7 protein-coding genes are annotated in these 16,789 nt (G+C 69.5%); all 7 read right to left on the reverse strand.

Annotation, left to right across the window (positions count from 1 at the left end; all coding sequences use genetic code 11):
- Nucleotides 1–3 precede the first annotated feature (3 nt).
- The 7 genes from AC1PME_RS13475 to AC1PME_RS13505 all read right to left on the reverse strand — a co-directional run bounded on the left by AC1PME_RS13475 (nucleotide 4) and on the right by AC1PME_RS13505 (nucleotide 16,677).
- Nucleotides 4–1,848: an Svx/AvrXca family virulence/avirulence protein gene (locus AC1PME_RS13475; protein ID WP_481096133.1), complete on the reverse strand. Its 1,845-nt coding sequence runs from the start codon at nucleotides 1,846–1,848 to the stop codon at nucleotides 4–6.
- A 157-nt stretch (nucleotides 1,849–2,005) separates the two neighbouring features.
- A complete protein-coding gene (locus AC1PME_RS13480; RefSeq protein WP_481096134.1) occupies nucleotides 2,006–3,601 on the reverse strand; it encodes a family 43 glycosylhydrolase in 1,596 nt (531 codons plus the stop codon).
- Nucleotides 3,598–7,776, reverse strand: coding sequence for an Ig-like domain-containing protein (locus AC1PME_RS13485; RefSeq protein ID WP_481098118.1), 4,179 nt, complete (start codon nucleotides 7,774–7,776; stop codon nucleotides 3,598–3,600). The genes AC1PME_RS13480 and AC1PME_RS13485 overlap by 4 nt, the downstream gene beginning before the upstream one ends.
- A gap of 158 nt (nucleotides 7,777–7,934) precedes the next feature.
- Nucleotides 7,935–10,763 carry a TonB-dependent receptor domain-containing protein gene (locus AC1PME_RS13490; RefSeq protein ID WP_307551298.1) on the reverse strand — a complete coding sequence of 943 codons (2,829 nt, stop codon included), beginning with the start codon at nucleotides 10,761–10,763 and terminating at the stop codon, nucleotides 7,935–7,937.
- A 333-nt stretch (nucleotides 10,764–11,096) separates the two neighbouring features.
- Nucleotides 11,097–13,463, reverse strand: a complete 2,367-nt coding sequence (locus AC1PME_RS13495) for a Tat pathway signal protein (protein ID WP_481096135.1) — start codon at nucleotides 13,461–13,463, stop codon at nucleotides 11,097–11,099.
- A 150-nt stretch (nucleotides 13,464–13,613) separates the two neighbouring features.
- Nucleotides 13,614–13,922 (reverse strand): flagellar basal body protein, encoded by a 309-nt coding sequence (locus tag AC1PME_RS13500; RefSeq protein WP_307551302.1) that lies wholly within the window; start codon nucleotides 13,920–13,922, stop codon nucleotides 13,614–13,616.
- Nucleotides 13,923–14,364: 442 nt separating this feature from the next.
- On the reverse strand, nucleotides 14,365–16,677 hold the full coding sequence (locus tag AC1PME_RS13505) for a S9 family peptidase (RefSeq protein ID WP_481096136.1): 2,313 nt from the start codon (nucleotides 16,675–16,677) through the stop codon (nucleotides 14,365–14,367).
- Between the last annotated feature and the right edge of the window lie 112 nt (nucleotides 16,678–16,789).

The following is a 16,789-nucleotide window of genomic DNA, read 5'->3' on the forward strand; positions in this document are numbered from 1 at the left end:
CGATCAACGCGGCGTTGCCGTGACCTCCGGCACCGCGTCGGTCAGGTCGGCGCCATAGTCGGGATTGGTTACCGTCTCCGCATCCACGTAGCCGTAAAACACGCCCTTGCTGGCCGAAGCGCCACGCTGCTCGACATCGCCACGCAACTGCGCGGAACTGGACAGGGAGAACCCGCCGAACGCTCCCGAGGCCTTGAACACCGTGTGCAACTGAGCACGATCGGCGATCGTCACGCCGTCCTGCAGCAGGCTCAACCCGCCGACCACGGCGTCATCGCGCACTTCTCCTCCCAGGATCGTCGCGTGGTCCTCGATCCGAGCATCGCCGAGCACCTTCCCCGCCAGCACTTGCGCGTTCGGACCGACATAGGCCGTGGACGCGACATAGGCGTTCTGGGCGACCCAGCCACCGCCATTGGGGTGACGGCTGCCGACGCGGGTCGGGGTCGGCGCATCCGGCTGCAACCCGGACGGATAGGCATTTTCGAGCGTGATGCGCCATGGATAGCGGTAGATCGAATAGTAGGACTGATCCCACTTGATCTTCTGCATCTTGCTCGGCGTCCCCATGACCACCAGGTACAGACCGGTGTCGCTGTCGCTGACCTGGAACGAGAGCGACGCCTCTGCGCCCTGCTGCAAGGCGCTGTAGCGAGGCTTGCCGTTCGCATCGACCGCGACCAGTCCCCAGCGCCAATCCGAGTCCGGAGTACCGATGGTCTCCGGATCGTTCGCCAGCCCAGGCAACGTGTCCACCGCCGAGGTCTGCTGCACATTGCCGTGGAATCGCACCACGACCGTATCGGCGCCTTGCGCGGGCACCAGCCGGACCAGGTTGTACCCCCACCGTTGCGGCGCCCAGTCGAATGGCACCTGGTAGCTGCCCGCCTGCCCCTGGACCGGGTCCAAGCGGGTCAGGCGCAGTGCGCGGTCGCCATTGTCCGCGTCGGACGGGCGCTCCGGATCAAAAGCGGTATTGCTGCCATAGCCCTGGCGCATCAAGGCACCATGATCGCGCCCATCCGGGTCGGTGTAGTCCCAGGTCACGTTGTGCATGGCCCATTGGCCCAGCACATCGTTGAGCTGCGACTGGCTCCAGCCCATGTTGTCGCGGATGATCGAGAACGGGTCGGCATCGGCCTGGCGGGAATCGCCGGGCTTGGGCGCCTTGGCCCACAGATCGTTGATGATCGCGTAACCGAAGCGATCCTTGAGGTACTCCATGAACTGCCAGTTGCAGTAGCGGTCGCGGGTCGAGCCAAGGTAGAGATGCGGGTAGTTCACCAGCATTTCCGAACAGCCCAGATTGTCGTGCAGATACTGGTGCGCCATCCATTCGGCGTGCGATTCCCAGATCCAGCCGACGTACGGCGAGTCACGCAACCCGTCCGTACTCCCCTGCAACGCATGGGTCAATTCGTGCGCCAGGCCCCAGTGGTACTCCAATTGATTCGGATTGATCCACATGCCCATGCCGCCACTGTCGGCGACGCCACCGTTCAGGCCGAAGCTGTCATCCAGAAAGACGCTGACCTTGTACTTTTTCTGCGAACTGCAGTAAGGCTCAGGAAAGCCGATGCGGCCGAGGTACGTGTTCCATATCTGTTCCAGTTCCTTGCCTGCCGAGGCGACACGGTCCTGCGAAACATCCAATCCGTCCTTCCAGCGGAAGGCGAAGTGTTCGGTTTCGTAGCGGACGGCCGGCATGTCCGTGTCGTCGGGATTGGCGGTCCATTGGCCGGCAGTACAGGCGGCCGCCGCCTGCACACGCGGCGACGCCAGGGCCAGGACGAACGCAAGACATACCACGGAGGCCAGGCGGAAAAATCCAGCAGCGGTCGTTTCCACGATTCTAAATTCCTCTTGTCCGGTGAAGTTAGAAATTGGATTCGCGGACCGAATCCAGCGCGGCAGCAGCGAATTTACCTTGCAGCGATCTTGATGCGATCAGCACCTCCTCTCACGATGTTGGGAAACCCGAACCCTCGTCACAAGCCCGCGTCCATCAACGCGCATCGCAGCGCTGCGCATCGGCGGCGCTGGCCTGCGGCAGGCGCTGCGCGTGCGGCGCCAGCATCTCCCACTCCTGCACCGCCAACGCGGCGTAACGGCCATCGCCGCCGGCAGCATCGAGCACTGCGCGCGCACAGCGCGTGGTCACTGGCGCGAAGCGCAACGTCTGCCAACGGCCGGCCGCCGGCTTGCGCCCGCTCTGCGCCAGCGGCCACCAGCGCCCATCGCGACGGTATTCCAGCCGCCAGCGCGCTGGCGGCGCCACGCCGCTGTCCGCGCCCGGCGGATGGTCGGCCCAGAACAGGATGCGGCTGCGCTGCAGCGTCACCGGTTGCGCCCAGCTGTACTGCAGCCACTGCTGCGGCGGGTTATGCGGCGTCCAACTGCCCCACAGCTGCGGCGGCAAGGGATTGCGCTTGACCCGGCCGTCGTTGAGCGCGGCGATCCAGTACTGGTGCGGGATGTCCGGCCCGTTGGACGCGCTGGCCTGCGCGTAGCGGGCGAGGTTGCGTTGCGCCGGCAGCGGCGGTTGCGGCCGGCGCGTGGCCACCACCGGCACGATCCGCGCCGGTTGCCGGCTGTCGTCCCACTGCAATCGGTCGATCGCCACGCTGCGGCGGAAATGCCCGCCGCCCTTGGCGTCGGCGGTGTGGTAGAGCAGATACCACTGGCCCTTGAATTGCACGATGCCCGAATGCGAAGTCGTCGAGGACACCGGCGGCAGGATCACCCCGCGGTAGGTCCACGGCCCCAGCGGCGACGGCGCGCTGCCGTAGGCGATGCAGGCGTGGTAGAGCGTCGGCGTGCAGTCGGAGGCGGGCCCGGCACGGTTGCCGGCATAGGCCATGTAGTAGGTGCCGTTGCGCTTGAACAGCCAGGGCGCCTCGAAGTAGCCGTCCAGCGTGGTCACCGCCACCGTCTGCCCCTTCGGCGTGACCATGTCGCGTTCCAGTTCGATGCCGAACAGCTTGCCGAAGGTGCCCCAGTACAGGTACACGCGGCCGTCGTCGTCGACCAGCACGGTCGGGTCGATGTTCTGGATGGCGTTGGGTGCCGGCCGCGATTGCGACAGGATCGGCCCCTGCGGATGCGCGTCGCGCCATGGCCCCAGCGGGCTGTCGGCCACCGCCACGCCGATCGCGAACGGATCGGCGTTGCGCGAGTGCGCTTCCTGCACCGGCGCATACAGGTAGTAGCGCCGGTCCGGGCCCTGCACGATCTGCGCGCCATAGGCATGCCCGGGCGCGGCCCAGGCGAACACCTGCTGCGGGCGCAGCAGCGCCGGATAGTAGGTCCAGCGGCCACTGCCGACGTCGTCGGTGACCAGCAGTTGCCAGCGGTCCATGACGAAGTCGTTGACCTCCGGCGACGCTTCGTCGCGACCGGCGATGATGTAGAGCTTGCCGTTGGCGACCAGCGGCGCCGGGTCGGCCGCATAGTCGCGGCCGTCGGCCAGGATCGGATTGCCTGGCGCCTGCACCTGACGCGACCACGGCACTGCCGGCGCCGCGGCCGCGGCCAGGCCGATGCAGGCGGCGCACGCCAGCAACAGGCAGGCGACCATGCTGCGCATGAGAGGGCGGCTCATGGCACCTCCGCCTCGATCACCAGCTCCAGCCGCACCGGCAGTTCGCCGCTGCCCTCGCGCCCCTGCGCCTGCCCGACCACGCTCAGGCGTCCGGCCGTCGCATAGGCGGCCGGCGCCAGCGGCGGCCAGCGCACCGGCGCGCGCTCGCGCGAGCCGTCGTTGTACTGCACGGCAACCAGTTCCGGCAGCGTCGGCGCCTGCCCTACAGGCACGTGCAACGGCGGCGGCGGCTGCACCGTGGTGAGCTGGCCAGGTGCGGTCGCGCGGACCCAGACGCTGGCCGTCACCGGCACGCCGCCGTCGGCCAGGCCCTGCACCTGCACGCGGCCCTCGCCGGCCAGCGTCGCCGGATCCGGTGGCGACCAGCGCACGCCCAGCCAGCCCCAGCTGCCGTCGGCGAAGTAGCCGGCGATGTGCGTCGGCAGCGCCGGCACTTGCCCGGGCGCGATGCGTACGTCCACCGCTTCGGTGGCTACCGCACGCTCGGCGAACACCTGCCATTCGTCCAGGCCGACCGCGTAACGGCCCTCGCCCTGCGCCGCGGTCTGCAACACCGCGCGCAAGGCCGTGGTGACCACCGGCGCGAACGTCACCCGGCTGGGCGCGCCATCGCCCTGCACCGGATAGCCGCCGCGTACCGCGATGTCGCGCCACTGCGTGCCGTCGAGGTACTGCAGCGTCCACGCGCGCGGCAGCGCCACCCCGCCCTGTGGCTGGTCGTCCCAGAAGTACAGCGCCGCCGCGTTCAACCGCTGCGGTTGCGGCCACCGGTACTGCACCCACACCGAGGCGGGCTGCGCACGTCCCCAACTGCCCCAGCGGCGGTCGGCGGCCGGCACCTGGTCCGGCGCCGGCAGCAGCCCATCGTTGAGCGCCTGCAGCCGGTGGTGGCCGGCGGTGAACTGCGCACTCGGCGTGGCCTCGCCCTGCACCTGCAGCGCCTGCCCGGCCGGCGTCGCTGCGGCGATCACCGCGACCGCGGCCTGGCCCTGCAGCGCGCCATCGTCGGCCTGCAATTGCAGGGTGTAGGCGCCAGGCGCGGTGAAGCGCACCTCGGTCGCCGCTGCCTGCGGCTGCTCGAACAGCGCCACGCCGCCAGGCGGCGCCTGCAGCGTGCGCCAATGCAGCGCCAGCGTGCCGTTCGGCAACGCATCGTCGCCGACCCGGCCGACCAGGCGCATCACGCCGCCGGCAGCGCCGCCGTCCTGCTGCCAGGCCTCGACCCGCGGCGCCTGGTTGCCGTGCGCCACCGGTATCGCGGCGCCGCTGGCATAGGCCTGGATCTCCTTGATGCCGGTACGCAGCGCGCCGGCATGGGTCACCTGCAGGCGCCAACGCTGCGCGCGCAGCGGCGGGAAGCGGATGCGGTTGCGGTTGCCCTGCGCGATCGGCGCATCGCGCACCTGCCCGGGCACGGTCTTCCATGCGCCGGCATCGAAATACTGCAGCACGTACATCCACGGCGGCGCGTAGCCGGCACGCGTGCCCGACGGGAAGCCGTGCTGTTCGCCCGGCGGCGAGGAACTGCGATAGAAGTACACGCGCACGTCGTCCAGGCTCTGCGGCCGGCCCAGATCCAGTTCCAGCCAGTCGCGGGTGTTGCCCGAACCGGCCGTGCCCCAGAACGGCTCATTGGCGGTGCTGCCGTCGACCGCGGCCGTGGCCGGAAATCCGTCGGCGGTATAGCTGGCGCTGACCGCCGCGCCCTGCGCCAGGTTGCGCGCACCATGCGGCAGCGCGGTGTCGAGTCCGGCATCGGCCAGCACCGCGCCGATCCGCGCCGCGCCGGGAAAGCGCACCTGCTGCGGCGCCTGCAGCGCCAGCGGATGCGCGGCTAGCACCCGCAGCGGCGCCGTGCCGGCGTTGATCGCGTCCGGCAACGCCTGCACGCGGCCGCTGGCCGGGTCGTACAGCACGTGCGCCAGGCGGTCGACGGTGAAGGCCAGGCGCCCGTCCAGGTACAGCGAATAGCCTTTCGGCGCGGCCCCGCGGTAATGGCGGCCGTCGCGGTCCCAGACGATGCTCAGGTCGCGGTCGCGGTAGCGCAGGCGGTCGGCGGCGAAATGGTCCCAGCCGATGTCGATCGGATACAGCTCGATTTTGGCGTCGCTGCGCGGGCGCAAGCCCATCGCATCCTCGATCACGGTGAAGTTGGTGGCGCCGAGCTGGGTATGGTGGATCCACGAGCGGTAGCCGATGCGGCCGCCGTCGGCGGCGCTGCCCTGCGCCCAGAATTCGTTCTGGTCCGGGTAGCGGTTGTCGCCGTCGATGTAGTGCGCCCACGCGTTCCAGTACAGCAGTTTGCGATAACTGGACGCGTCCAGGTACGGACTCGGGTAATCACGCAGCACGCTGCCGAGCAGGCGGAACGCCACAGTGGAATTGATCACCGAGAAATTGTTGCTGCCGCCCTCCCCGCGCGCCTGCGCATCGGCCTGGTTGGCGGTGTAGAACGGAAACAGCGGGAACTGCCGGGCGTCGGCGAACAGGCGCAGCGCGCGCACGTACTTGGGATCGTCGTCGGGATCGCCATGCTTGGGCATCAGGCCGACGCTGAAGGGGTAATAATTGTTGGTTTCCTTCCAGTCCACCGGCAGCCGCGGCCCGTCGGCCTGGCGCTGCTTGAGCAGGTCGCCGTGCAGGCCCATGCCGTCGGCCTGCGCGCTGTGGTCCTGCCACAGCACCTCGAGCACGGCGCGACGGATCTTCGCCGCCAGCGCCTGCATGCGTACTGCGGTGGCAGCATCGCCAGCCACATGCGCAGCCTGTGCGGCGGCCAGCGCATTGGCGTACACGTACGCGCTCTCGCTGCGGTCCATGCGCGGCGCGCCATGCCGCTTGGCCCAGTCGAAGGACACCGCATCGGCGTCGTTGCCGGTCATCGCCGCCCAGTCGTATTCGATCAGGCCGTTGCCGTTGCGGTCGTAGGCGCGCAGCAACGCCTCCACGTCTTCGCTGGCGTAACGCGCCAGTTGCCCTGCGATCGCCGGCGGCCCGCCATGCACCTGATAGGCGCGCCAGGCGGCCGCACTGAGGTACTGGGCGTAGGAGTTGGACCAGTTCTCCGGTGCGCCGGGGTTGTCCACATACTTGCCGCCGCCGGCGGTCTCGCCGGCGCCGAGCCAGGAGCCGTACGCGTAGAGCGGATCGCGCAGGTACTTGAGGTCGTCGATGAACATGCCGGTGGTCAGCACGATGGCATTGTCGTAGCCGAGCACGCCTTCGATCGCCACCGGGAACTGGTAGTCGTTGCCGGGCACCGCGGCATCGAGGAAATTGAAGCGCAGCAACCACCAGCGGTAGAACAGGGTCTTGTCGAGATTGTCCTCGGGCGTATCCAGGTACGGCAGGTTGTCGGCCCACCAACGGTTGTAGGCGACAACGTGCTCGCGATAGGCCTGCTGCGGCGATTGCGCGGCGATGCGCCGGTATTCCTGCAGCGAGGCCGGCAGTTCGTGCGCGACCAGCCCCAGTTGCACCTTCAGCGTTGGCGCGGACCCGTGCGCCGGCACGACCACCTGCCGCGCGATGCTCGCGCCTTGCACCGCGAAGCCGTCGCCGGACAGGCGCGGGAACACTGTGGTGATGGCATTGTGGGTGACGAAGGCACCGGTCAATTCGGCGCCTTGCGCATGCGTGGCCATCGGCGAAACCGCGCGCAGGGTCAGCGTGTGCGCAACGCCGTCGGTACTGGACAGCGTGGCCTCGGCCACCGCCACGTTCTGCTCGCTGATGAACTTGACCAGTTGCAGGCGCACGCCGGCGTCGCTGTACACGCTACTGAAGTAACTCGGCGTCTGCCGCCGCTGCGCGCTGTCCTCGACCAGTGGCACGGGCGCGCCGTCGCGTTCCACCTGCAAGCGGAACAGCGCGTCGTGGCCAGTCTTGTGCACGTAAGCCACGTCGCCGACGAAGCCGGGTTCATCCGGCGTGTGCGTGTACAGATAGGCGGCGCGGCCGCGGGTAAACAGCCAGTTGTTGCTGTCGCCGAAACCGCCGCCGGTGCCCTGCCGCGCCAGCATGCGGTCGATCCAGAAATCGCGGCCGGGCGCACTGCCGGCGCCTGCCGCCAGGTCGGCGGCGAACACCCGCTGCAACTGGCCCTGCCGCTGCCCCGGCGCGAACGCCACGCCGCTGTCCGGCAGCGGCTGCGCATCGCCCTTGAAGCGCGGCATGCCGAGGGCGGCATTGCTGGGCTGCAGGCCTTCGTCGTCGCCGCCCGGCAGATCGCCGGCGGTGGCCGACGCCGCCACAGCGAACAGCAGGCCGCCAAGGAAGACGGTGGCGCCGCGCCGCACGCGCGATGCGGCGCCACCGGGTGCAGGCGTGCGACTCAAAACTCGGTCCTGATCCGTGCCCAGAAGTAGCGCCCCAGCGTGTCGTAGGTGAACGCATCGGTGTTGGCGGCACTGGCGTAGCCGTAGTAGCGCGGCGGCGTGCGGTCGCCGAGGTTGTTCACGCCCAGCGCCAGGGTGCTGTGCAGGCGCTCGAACTTCCGACTGACGCTGGCGTCGTGGTAGGTCACCGTGCCGACCGGGAAGTACACGCAACTGCCGTCGGCGGCGGTGTTGACGCAGAAGTCCTCGTAGGCGCTGCCGACTGTGGTCCGTCCGATCAGGCGAGTGTTCCAGCTCGCATGCCAGGGGCCGTTGTCCCAGTCGACGGTGAAGTTGGCCCGCCAGCGCGGCAGGTTGCCGTAGCTGGATTGTTCGCCCACGTAGTTGTGCGGGTCGCCGCTGAAACGGTAGCTGGACAGGTAGGTGGCATCGACGCCGACCCGGAAGCGGCCCCAGGCGGTCTCGGGCAAGGCGTACTTGATGCCGACGTCGTCGCCGCGGATGTCGACCTTGCCGCTGTTGATCGCGAACGGTACGGTCACGCTGACCAGTTGCCCGGTGGGGCCGCGCTTGATCAGCGGGCAATAGGCGCTCTGCCCGTCGTAGCAGTTCTGCAGCACCTGATCCAGGCCGACGCCGTTGATCATGTCGTCCAGGGTGACGCGCCAGCTGTCCAGGTTCAGCGACAGGCCCTCGGCCCAGCCCGGGTCGTACACCACGCCGATGTTGTAGGAACGGCCCTGCTCGGGCTTGATCGCGAAACCGGCGTTGGCCGAGCCGGTGGTGAGCACGGTGAAGGTGGAGGTGTTGACGAAGCTGCCGTTGGTCGGCACGTTGGCGCAGGCGGCAGGATTGCCGCCGCCGGTGTAGCCGTTGCACGGATCGGTGTAGCTGCCGACGTCGTCGACCACGCCGTTGTACGGCGACCCGTACAGGTCGCCCAGCGCCGGCGCGCGGAATACCTGCGAGCCGGTGGCGCGGATCAGCAGGTTGTCGATCGGCCGCCACTCCAGCGCGACCTTGCTGTTGGTGGTGCTGCCCCAGTAGTCGTAGCGCGAGTAGCGCGTGCCGAGGTTGAGGTTCAGCGCCTGCGCGCCGGTCACGCCCTTGAGCAGCGGCACCAGCACTTCGGCGTAGGCCTCCTTGATGGTCTCGTCGTGGCCCTGGTTCATGATGCAGCCGTCGTTGTAGTCGCAGTTGCCTTCCGCATCGGCCGCCGCCACCGGGTTGCTGGTGCCCTGCGAGAAGCCGTTCTTGCGGAACGACAGGCCGAACGCGGCCTGCACCGCGCCGGCCGGCATCGCGAACAGGTCGCCGTTGACGCTGGCCTCGGCGAATTTCATCGTGCTCTCGTCGATCAGGTCGACCGCGCTCTGGGTGGCCTTGATGCCGGCGATGGTGGCCGGATCGTCGGGGTTGAACACGTTGATCGGGGTGCAGCCGGCGATCACGTTGCCCGGTGTGCCGCACTTGAGGGTGCCGTCGCTGTCGCGGAACGAGGCGCCCACCGCGTTGTTCAGCGCCGAGGTGATGGAGAAGCCGTTGCGCACCAGGGTGTCCTTGTAGTGCGCGTAGCCGGCCGCCGCGTCCCACTGCCAGCTGCTGTCGCCGACCTTGCCGCGCAGCCCGGCGACGATGTTGGTCTGGTACATCGTCGAGGTGTAGACGCGGGTGTTGGCCGGCACCGAGCGCAGCAGGTAGCGGCTGAGCTGGCTGCCGAAGGGGTTGTAGTAGTTCTGCGCGGCGTTGGGCAGTTCCAGGCCGTAGGCGGTGAGCTGCGAGGTGGTCTGGCTGCGGGTCCAGAACATGTCCAGGTAGCCCTGCACGTTCGGGGTGAAGTCGAAGCTGGCGTGCGCTGAGGCGTTGGTGCGCTGCACCGGGGTGATCAGGTACTGCCCGGTGTACGCGTTGTAGCCTTCGACCGCCTGGCTGTAGGTGTGGAAGTCGCTGGCGGTGACCTGGCCCGGCGGCAGGTCGGCGTTGGGGGTGAGCACGCTGCCGTTGCGGAGAAAGGCGCGGGTGCCGTTGCCGCGGCGTTCGACCACCTGGCCGTTGAGGTAGTTCTGCGCGGTGCGCGCGTAGTCGCGGTCGCTGTCGTACAGCGCGTTCATCGAACTGCGGCTCACCCCCAGGATCAGCCCGCCGCGGTCCCAGGTTTTGCCCCACTCCAGGCCGAGCGAGCGCCGGTTGCCGTCGCCGTGCGTGCTCAGGCCGTAGTCGGCGGTGGCGGCGAAGCCGTCGTACTTGTCCTTGAGGATGATGTTGACGACGCCGGCGATGGCGTCGGAGCCGTACACCGACGAGGCGCCGTCGGTGAGCACCTCGATGCGCTCGACCATCGCCGCCGGAATCGCGTTGACGTCCACGCCGGGCGCGGCGGCGACGCTGCTGGCCGGGCCGGCCATGCGGTGGCCGTTGACCAGCACCAGGGTGCGCTCGGGTCCCAGGTTGCGCAGCGAGACCAGCGCACGGCCATGGCTGAAGCCGGAGTTGAGCGCGACGTTGGGCATGTTGCCGGCCATCGCCGGCAGTTGCTGCAGCAACTGGCCGAGCGTGTCCTGGCCGCTGTCCTCGATGCGCTGGCGGTCGATGGTGATGACCGGGCTGGCGGTCTCGGCATCGACCCGGCGCAGATGGCTGCCGGTGACGCTGATCCGTTCCAACGTGGTCGCCTGCGTGTCCTGGGTCGACGCCTCCTGCGCCGGCGCGGCCGGTGCGAGCAGGGCCAGGGCGGTGCAGATCGCCGCGGCCAGCGGACCGGGCTGCGGCGCGGCGCGCCAGGAACACGGGAGCAGCGGCGCAACGCGTTCGAGCAAAGACGGCATCGGAAATCTCCTGAGCGGCAGCCTGGCGTTCGTCGGAGCGCCGCCCTTCCCCAGGCGGGCGCCCCATCGCCAGCGCGTGTGGCGGATACGAAAACGGACGTGTCCACGCAGGCGCCGCCGGACGGGACGATCCCGACGCCGCCTGCACGGCGACGCGCACGACCCATGCGCTGCGTCCCCGGTGAGGTGCAGTGAATCTCCCCCTGGACATTCACTGCACGGTCACAATGTGCGCGTAGGACGCGCGCGGCGTCTTGTCGTATTTATCGGGAAAACGTGCGGAATACCGCACTGCCCCGCAGGCCGGCGGGACGTTTCCGACTTTTTCGCCACTCAGCCGTAGACGGCCGAAATCGCCACCGTCGCCGCGCTCCCGGCCGGCACCAGCACACGTTCGTTGCGCGGCCCCGACAGCGCCGCCGGCTGCCCGTCCAGCCGCACCTCGTGCAGGCGGGTGCCGGCCGGCACGCGCAGGGTCAGCCAGGTCCGTGCCGGCCGCTGCGCCGGCAGCGTCACGCTGCCGTCGATGCGCTTGCGCGCCGGATCCCCGTGCAGCGCCAGCGAGACCTTGCCCCAGCGCGTCGGCGCCGCGTCGATCGCGATCGTCTCGCCGCTGCCCAGCCAGTCGCGCGGCAGCGCACGCGCCAGGAACAGTTCCTCGCCGGCGCTGTCCTCGAACACCAGCATCCAGCGCAGCAGCAGCGGGATGGTCATCTGCGCCGGGATGCAGAACAGCGGCATGCCGCCGGTGATGCCGCTGACCTCGCCCGCCGTCCAGCTGCCGCGGGTATGCACGTGGTAGCGGTGCGCGTACAGGAACAGCAGGTATTCCTCGATGCGGTCCAGGCGCAGCAACTGCTGCGCATAGCCGTAGGAGATGAAGCCGAGCAGGTCGCGCGCCTCCGGCGTCGGCGCGGTGATGTTGCCGACCACGCCGAGGCTGGTGCCGCCGTGGCCGCGCACGCAGTCGATGACCAGGTGCGCCAGGTCGTCGGGCAGCACGTCGGCCTGCAGCAGTTCGGCGTAGGCGCGGTGCGGCCAGCCCTGCTCGCTGGGGTGTTCCTGCTGCAGCGACTGGCGGAAGGTGAGTTTCACCCCGGGCAACGGACCGATGTAGGGCGGCTGCAGGTCATGGCGGACGTTGCCGCGCAGCGTGCGCAGCAGTTGCGCGGACAGCTGCTGTGCGCGCCGCTGCCACTGCGCCGCGGCGGCCTGCCCGCCCGGCCCGGCGATGCCGGGCCACACCGCGGCCAGGTCCTGCCAGCCGCGCACCGCCAGCGCGCTGTTGGCGTAGTACGGCTTCCACCACACCTGCGGATCGGGGAACAGGCAGGCATCGGATTCGTTCCAGCCGTGGATCAGGCCGTGCCCGGGTGCCGACGCCGGCAGGCGCAGGCCGGCGTCGTGCAGTTCGGCCAGCACCTGCGCGGTGGCGGCGATCTTGTCGCGGTGCTTGCGCAGCAGTGCGGCATCGCCGGTGTAGCGCAGGTAGCGCGCCAGCAGCGACAGGGTCAGCCCGAACTGGCCGGTCTCCGGGCCGCGCATGTTGACCATGCCGTCGGCCTGCACGAAATCGCTGAAATAGCCATCCAGCACCGCCGCCGCCTGACGGAAGCGGCCCCATTCCAGGTTGGCGTACAGCGAACTGGTGAAGGTGTCCTGGAAGCCGTCGTACTCGTTGCCGTAGTAGTCGCGATCCACTGCGCCGTACTTGGGATAGGTGCCGCCCGGGCGCACCACCAGCTCGCGGGCGAAGGCGAAGCGCGCCATGTCGCGCCAGCTCGGGTCCGGGGTCTGCGCCTGCACGGTGTCGGCGAGTTGCGCCTGCCAGTAGCCGGCGAAGGCGAGCATGCCACGGTAGAAATCCTCGGCGCTGCGCGGACCGCGTCGCGGCGGATAGTCGGGATAGCTGTAGCCGTACACCACCTTGCTGATCTTGCCGTGCTCGACCAGCGCGCTGCGGTGCCAGGTCTGCACCACGAAACGGTCCTCGGCCAGCACGTCGGCGAACAGCAGGGTGTCGTAGTAGCGATTCTCGCCAGCGGGCACCACCTTGCGCACCGCCGGCATCCAGCCGCCGAGCAGGCCTTCGCTACGCCGCCGCACCAGTTCGTCCTTGCCCAGCTCCGGGAACGACTGGATGGCGCGGTAGCAGCGGGTACGCCCGTCCGGGTACACCGGCATGGTGTCGGCGCATTCGCGGGTGCCGACGAAGGTGGTCCACGGCAGGCGTCCGTTGTAGTCCTTGGGGTCCAGCTGCGAGGCCGGCGGCGGCGCCACGTCGCGCACCGCCTCGGCGCTCGGGTCGCCGTCGCGCAGCAGGCGATCGGCGAGCAGGTCGGCGTCGGCCATCGCCACCTCGGCCAGGGCCATGCCGAAGTACGGCGCCTGCGCGGCCGGGTACACCGCTTCGGTGCGCTTGCCCAGCACCAGCGCCCCGCCCGGCCCGAGCAGGGTCAGGTCGCCATCGGGCTGGCGCAGATCCTCGTACACCTCCCAGGTCGCGCCGGCCTCGACGAAACGGCACTGCAGGGTGTGCCCGGCGAGCGCGTCGGCCGCCAGCGGCTGCAGTTGCGGCGGCGCAGGCGGGCGCGCGGCGCTGGCGGCCGCCGGTGCCGCGGCGGCACGCCCGGCCAGTGCTTCCACGCCGGCGACCGCGCCGACCGCCAGGCCCTGACGCAGGAAATCTCTCCGATCCATCTACCGTCCCCGATGCAATGCGATCGTCGCATCGTGCGCCGCGCGCGCCGCAGCGTCTTGTGCGCTGTGCCGAGGATCGGTGCGGAAAACCGCACAGCCACGTGGTCGCGGCGGTGCTGCGTCGCGGCAGCGCGACGCGGCGGTGACGGCTTAGGCGAGCACGTCGAGCAGGCTGCCGATGCTGTCGTCGGCCGCGCGCAGCACCCGCGCATTGGCCTGGAACGCGGTGCGCTCGGTCAGCGTGCCGACCATGTCGTCGACCAGATCGCTGCCCTGCCCGTCGGCCTGCTGCACCTGGCCGACCACGCCGCCGCCGGCGCTCGCCTGGTTCACCGGCACCGAGCGCTGGAAGCCGTCGGTGGCGAGATTGGCGATGTTGTTGGCGCGCACCTGCAGCCCCGACGCGGCAGCGCGCATGCCGGACAGCGCGATCGAGGAGCTGGGAGCGATGGCGGTCATGGCAGACGGGGCGCGCAGGGAGGCTTGCCGGGGTATCGGCTGATGTGGCGATGTCTTTAGTGGCGGGGATTGGGGATTGGGGATTGGGGATTCGCAAGAGCAACTGCGGCAGCGCCGACGCTCAAAGCCCCTCTCCCCTCGGGAGAGGGGTTGGGGTGAGGGTACGGGAGCACCGCGATGCCCCAGAACTCGGTGCATCGCCCGCACCCTCATCCGCCCCTGCGGGGCACCTTCTCCCGAGGGGAGAAGGGAAAGGCGAGCTCCTCTCCCACCGGGAGAGGGGTTGGGGTGAGGGTACGGGAGCACCGCGATGCCCCAGAACTCGGTGCATCCCCCGTACCCTCATCCGCCCCTTCGGGGCCCCTTCTCCCGAGGGGAGAAGGGAATCAATGCGCTTTTGCGAATCCCCAATCCCCAATCCCCAATCCCCAATCCCAGCTCCCTACAGCCGGTTCCAAGCCGGCGTCGGCTCCCCCAACAGATGCCGCACGAAGAAGTCGTACTGGCGCCGCTGCACATAGTCGATGGGACCGGTGGAGCGGCCGACGGAGTGTTCGCCGCCGGGCACGACCAGCAGATCGAAGTCCTTGCCGGCCTTGATCAGCGCGTCCACCACCTGCCCGGTCGAGGCCGGGTCGACGTTGCTGTCCTGCTCGCCGACGATCAGCAGCAGGTCGCCGCGCAGCTTGGCCGCATTGTCCACGCCGGAGGCGCGCGCATAGCTGGCGTCCACCGGCCAGCCCATCCACTGCTCGTTCCAGCTGATCTTGTCCATGCGGTTGTCGTAGCACCCCGCATACGCCACGCCGACCTTGTAGAAGTCCGGATGCCGCTCCAGCGCGCCCAGCGTGCTCTGCCCGCCGGCCGAAGCGCCGTAGATGCCGACACGGCCGAGGTCGTAGGACGGATCCTGCGCCGCCATCGCCTTGTGCCAGGCGATGCGGTCGGGGAAGCCGGAATCGCCGAGGTTCTTCCAGGCCACATCGTGGAAGGCCTTGGAGCGGTTGGCGGTGCCCATGCCGTCGATCATCACCACGATGAAGCCCAGATCGGCCTGCGCCTGCATGCCGATCTGCTTGTCGCCGCCGGAGTGGTAGCCGAACGGCCAGAAGGTCTTGGGCACGAAGGAATCGTGCGGGCCGGCGTAGATGTTCTCGATCACCGGGTAGCGCTTGTGCGGGTCGTAGTCGCGCGGGCGCACCACCATGCCCCAGATGTCGGTCTTGCCGTCGCGGCCCTTGGCGACGAAGGTCTGCGGCGCGCGCCAGCCAGCGGCCTGCAGCTTGCGGATGTCGCCGCGCTCGACCACCTGCAGCAGGCGCCCGTCGATGGCATGCAGCTCCATCACCGGCGCCATGTCCGGACGCGAATACACGTCCACGTAATGGCGACCGTCGTCGGCGATCGCCACGTCGTGGTCGGCATCGGCCTCGGTCAGCCGGGTCAGGTGGCCGCCGTCGAAATCCACCGCGAACAATTGCCGATAGTACGGATCCTTGCCCGCATCCATGCCGCTGGCGGTGAACCAGATGCGCCGCTGCGCGTCGTCCACGCGCAACACGTCGCGCACGATCCACTCGCCCTTGGTGACCTGCGCCTTGATGCGGCCGCTGGCGCCGTCGAACAGGTACAGGTGGCGCCAGCCGTCGCGCTCGGAGATCCACAGGATCTCCTTGCCCAGGCCATCGACATCGTGGTGGTAGCTGCGGTCGGCATAGACGAAGGTCTTGGCGTCCTCGCCCACCGCCACGTGCGCCTTGCCGGTGGCCGCGTCCACCGCGATCGCGCGCATGCGTTGGAAGCCGCGCTGCACGTAGTCGAACACGAAGCTGGCGCTGTCGCGGCGCCACTGGATCGGCGAGAGCTGGTAGGGGTTGGCGAACAACGCATCGTCGATGGCCAGGCGCTTGGGCATGCCGCCGCGGGCCAGCGCGCCGAGGTCGAACAGCACCGGCCGCTCGATGTCCACCGCGTCGCCGGGCTTGGGATACAACTGGGTGCGCACCACCGGCTGGCCGCCGCCGGGCGGCGCCGCCTCGACCCGGGTGACGCGGCGGGGAAAGCCGGGCTTCACCCGGTACAGTGCCAGCCGCTGCGAATCCGGCGACCAGGCGATCGTTTCCGGATCGTAGAAATCGTCGCTGCGGCCATCGTCGGCCAGGCGCAACGTGCGCCCGTCGGCCACCGCGCGCAGCATCACCGCGTTGCCGTCCACGTAGGCGTCCCAGCGCCCGTCCGGCGAGCGCCGCGGGGTTGAATCGGCCGGCACGCTCAGGTCGCGCACCACGCCGAAGCCGCGCGGCCGCGGCTGCGGGCCGCTGTCGGCGCGGGCGCAGACATAGGTGGTGAGGGTGCAACGCCACGGCGTTTCGTCGAGTTCGAAGGCGATCGCCGCCTGCGCCTGGCCACCCTCGGCGACGTAGGCGAAGCGCGCGAACGGCAGGCGCAGCGCCGCATAGTCGGTGCCGGTGGCCGCGCCCAGCGCGCGTGCCAGCCGCGCCTGGTCGAACGCCGGCTGCTTGCGCTGGCTGGCCACGTCCTCGACCACGAAGGCGAAGCCGCCCGGCACGGTCTTGCGGTAGTAGAACGCGCCGTCGTCGCGCCACTGCGCCGGCCAGGTCACGTTCTCGGTCAGGCCGATCCAGGCCTCGCGCAGCCCCAGCGAACGCTGGTAGTCGGCAACGCTGGGGGCGGCCTGTGCGGCACCGGTGCAGCATGCCAGGGCCATGACGATCGATACGACGAACTTGTTCATACAGTTTCCAATCACTTCGATAACACGCTTTTTTGCGTAGGAGCAGCTTCAGCCGCGACAGCCATTACCGGTAAAGCCCATCGCGGCCAATCCCACAAAGGGGACAAGAACC

The sequence above is a fragment of the Xanthomonas sp. NCPPB 901 genome, assembly GCF_056725085.1.

Excerpts from the sequence above, each read along its gene's own strand:
- AC1PME_RS13480 (WP_481096134.1), bottom strand. The coding sequence starts at position 3,601 with ATGAGCCGCCCTCTCATGCGCAGCATGGTCGCCTGCCTGTTGCTGGCG.
- AC1PME_RS13485 (WP_481098118.1), bottom strand. The coding sequence starts at position 7,776 with ATGCCGCGCTTCAAGGGCGATGCGCAGCCGCTGCCGGACAGCGGCGTG.
- AC1PME_RS13490 (WP_307551298.1), bottom strand. The coding sequence starts at position 10,763 with ATGCCGTCTTTGCTCGAACGCGTTGCGCCGCTGCTCCCGTGTTCCTGG.
- AC1PME_RS13495 (WP_481096135.1), bottom strand. The coding sequence starts at position 13,463 with ATGGATCGGAGAGATTTCCTGCGTCAGGGCCTGGCGGTCGGCGCGGTC.
- AC1PME_RS13500 (WP_307551302.1), bottom strand. The coding sequence starts at position 13,922 with ATGACCGCCATCGCTCCCAGCTCCTCGATCGCGCTGTCCGGCATGCGC.
- AC1PME_RS13505 (WP_481096136.1), bottom strand. The coding sequence starts at position 16,677 with ATGAACAAGTTCGTCGTATCGATCGTCATGGCCCTGGCATGCTGCACC.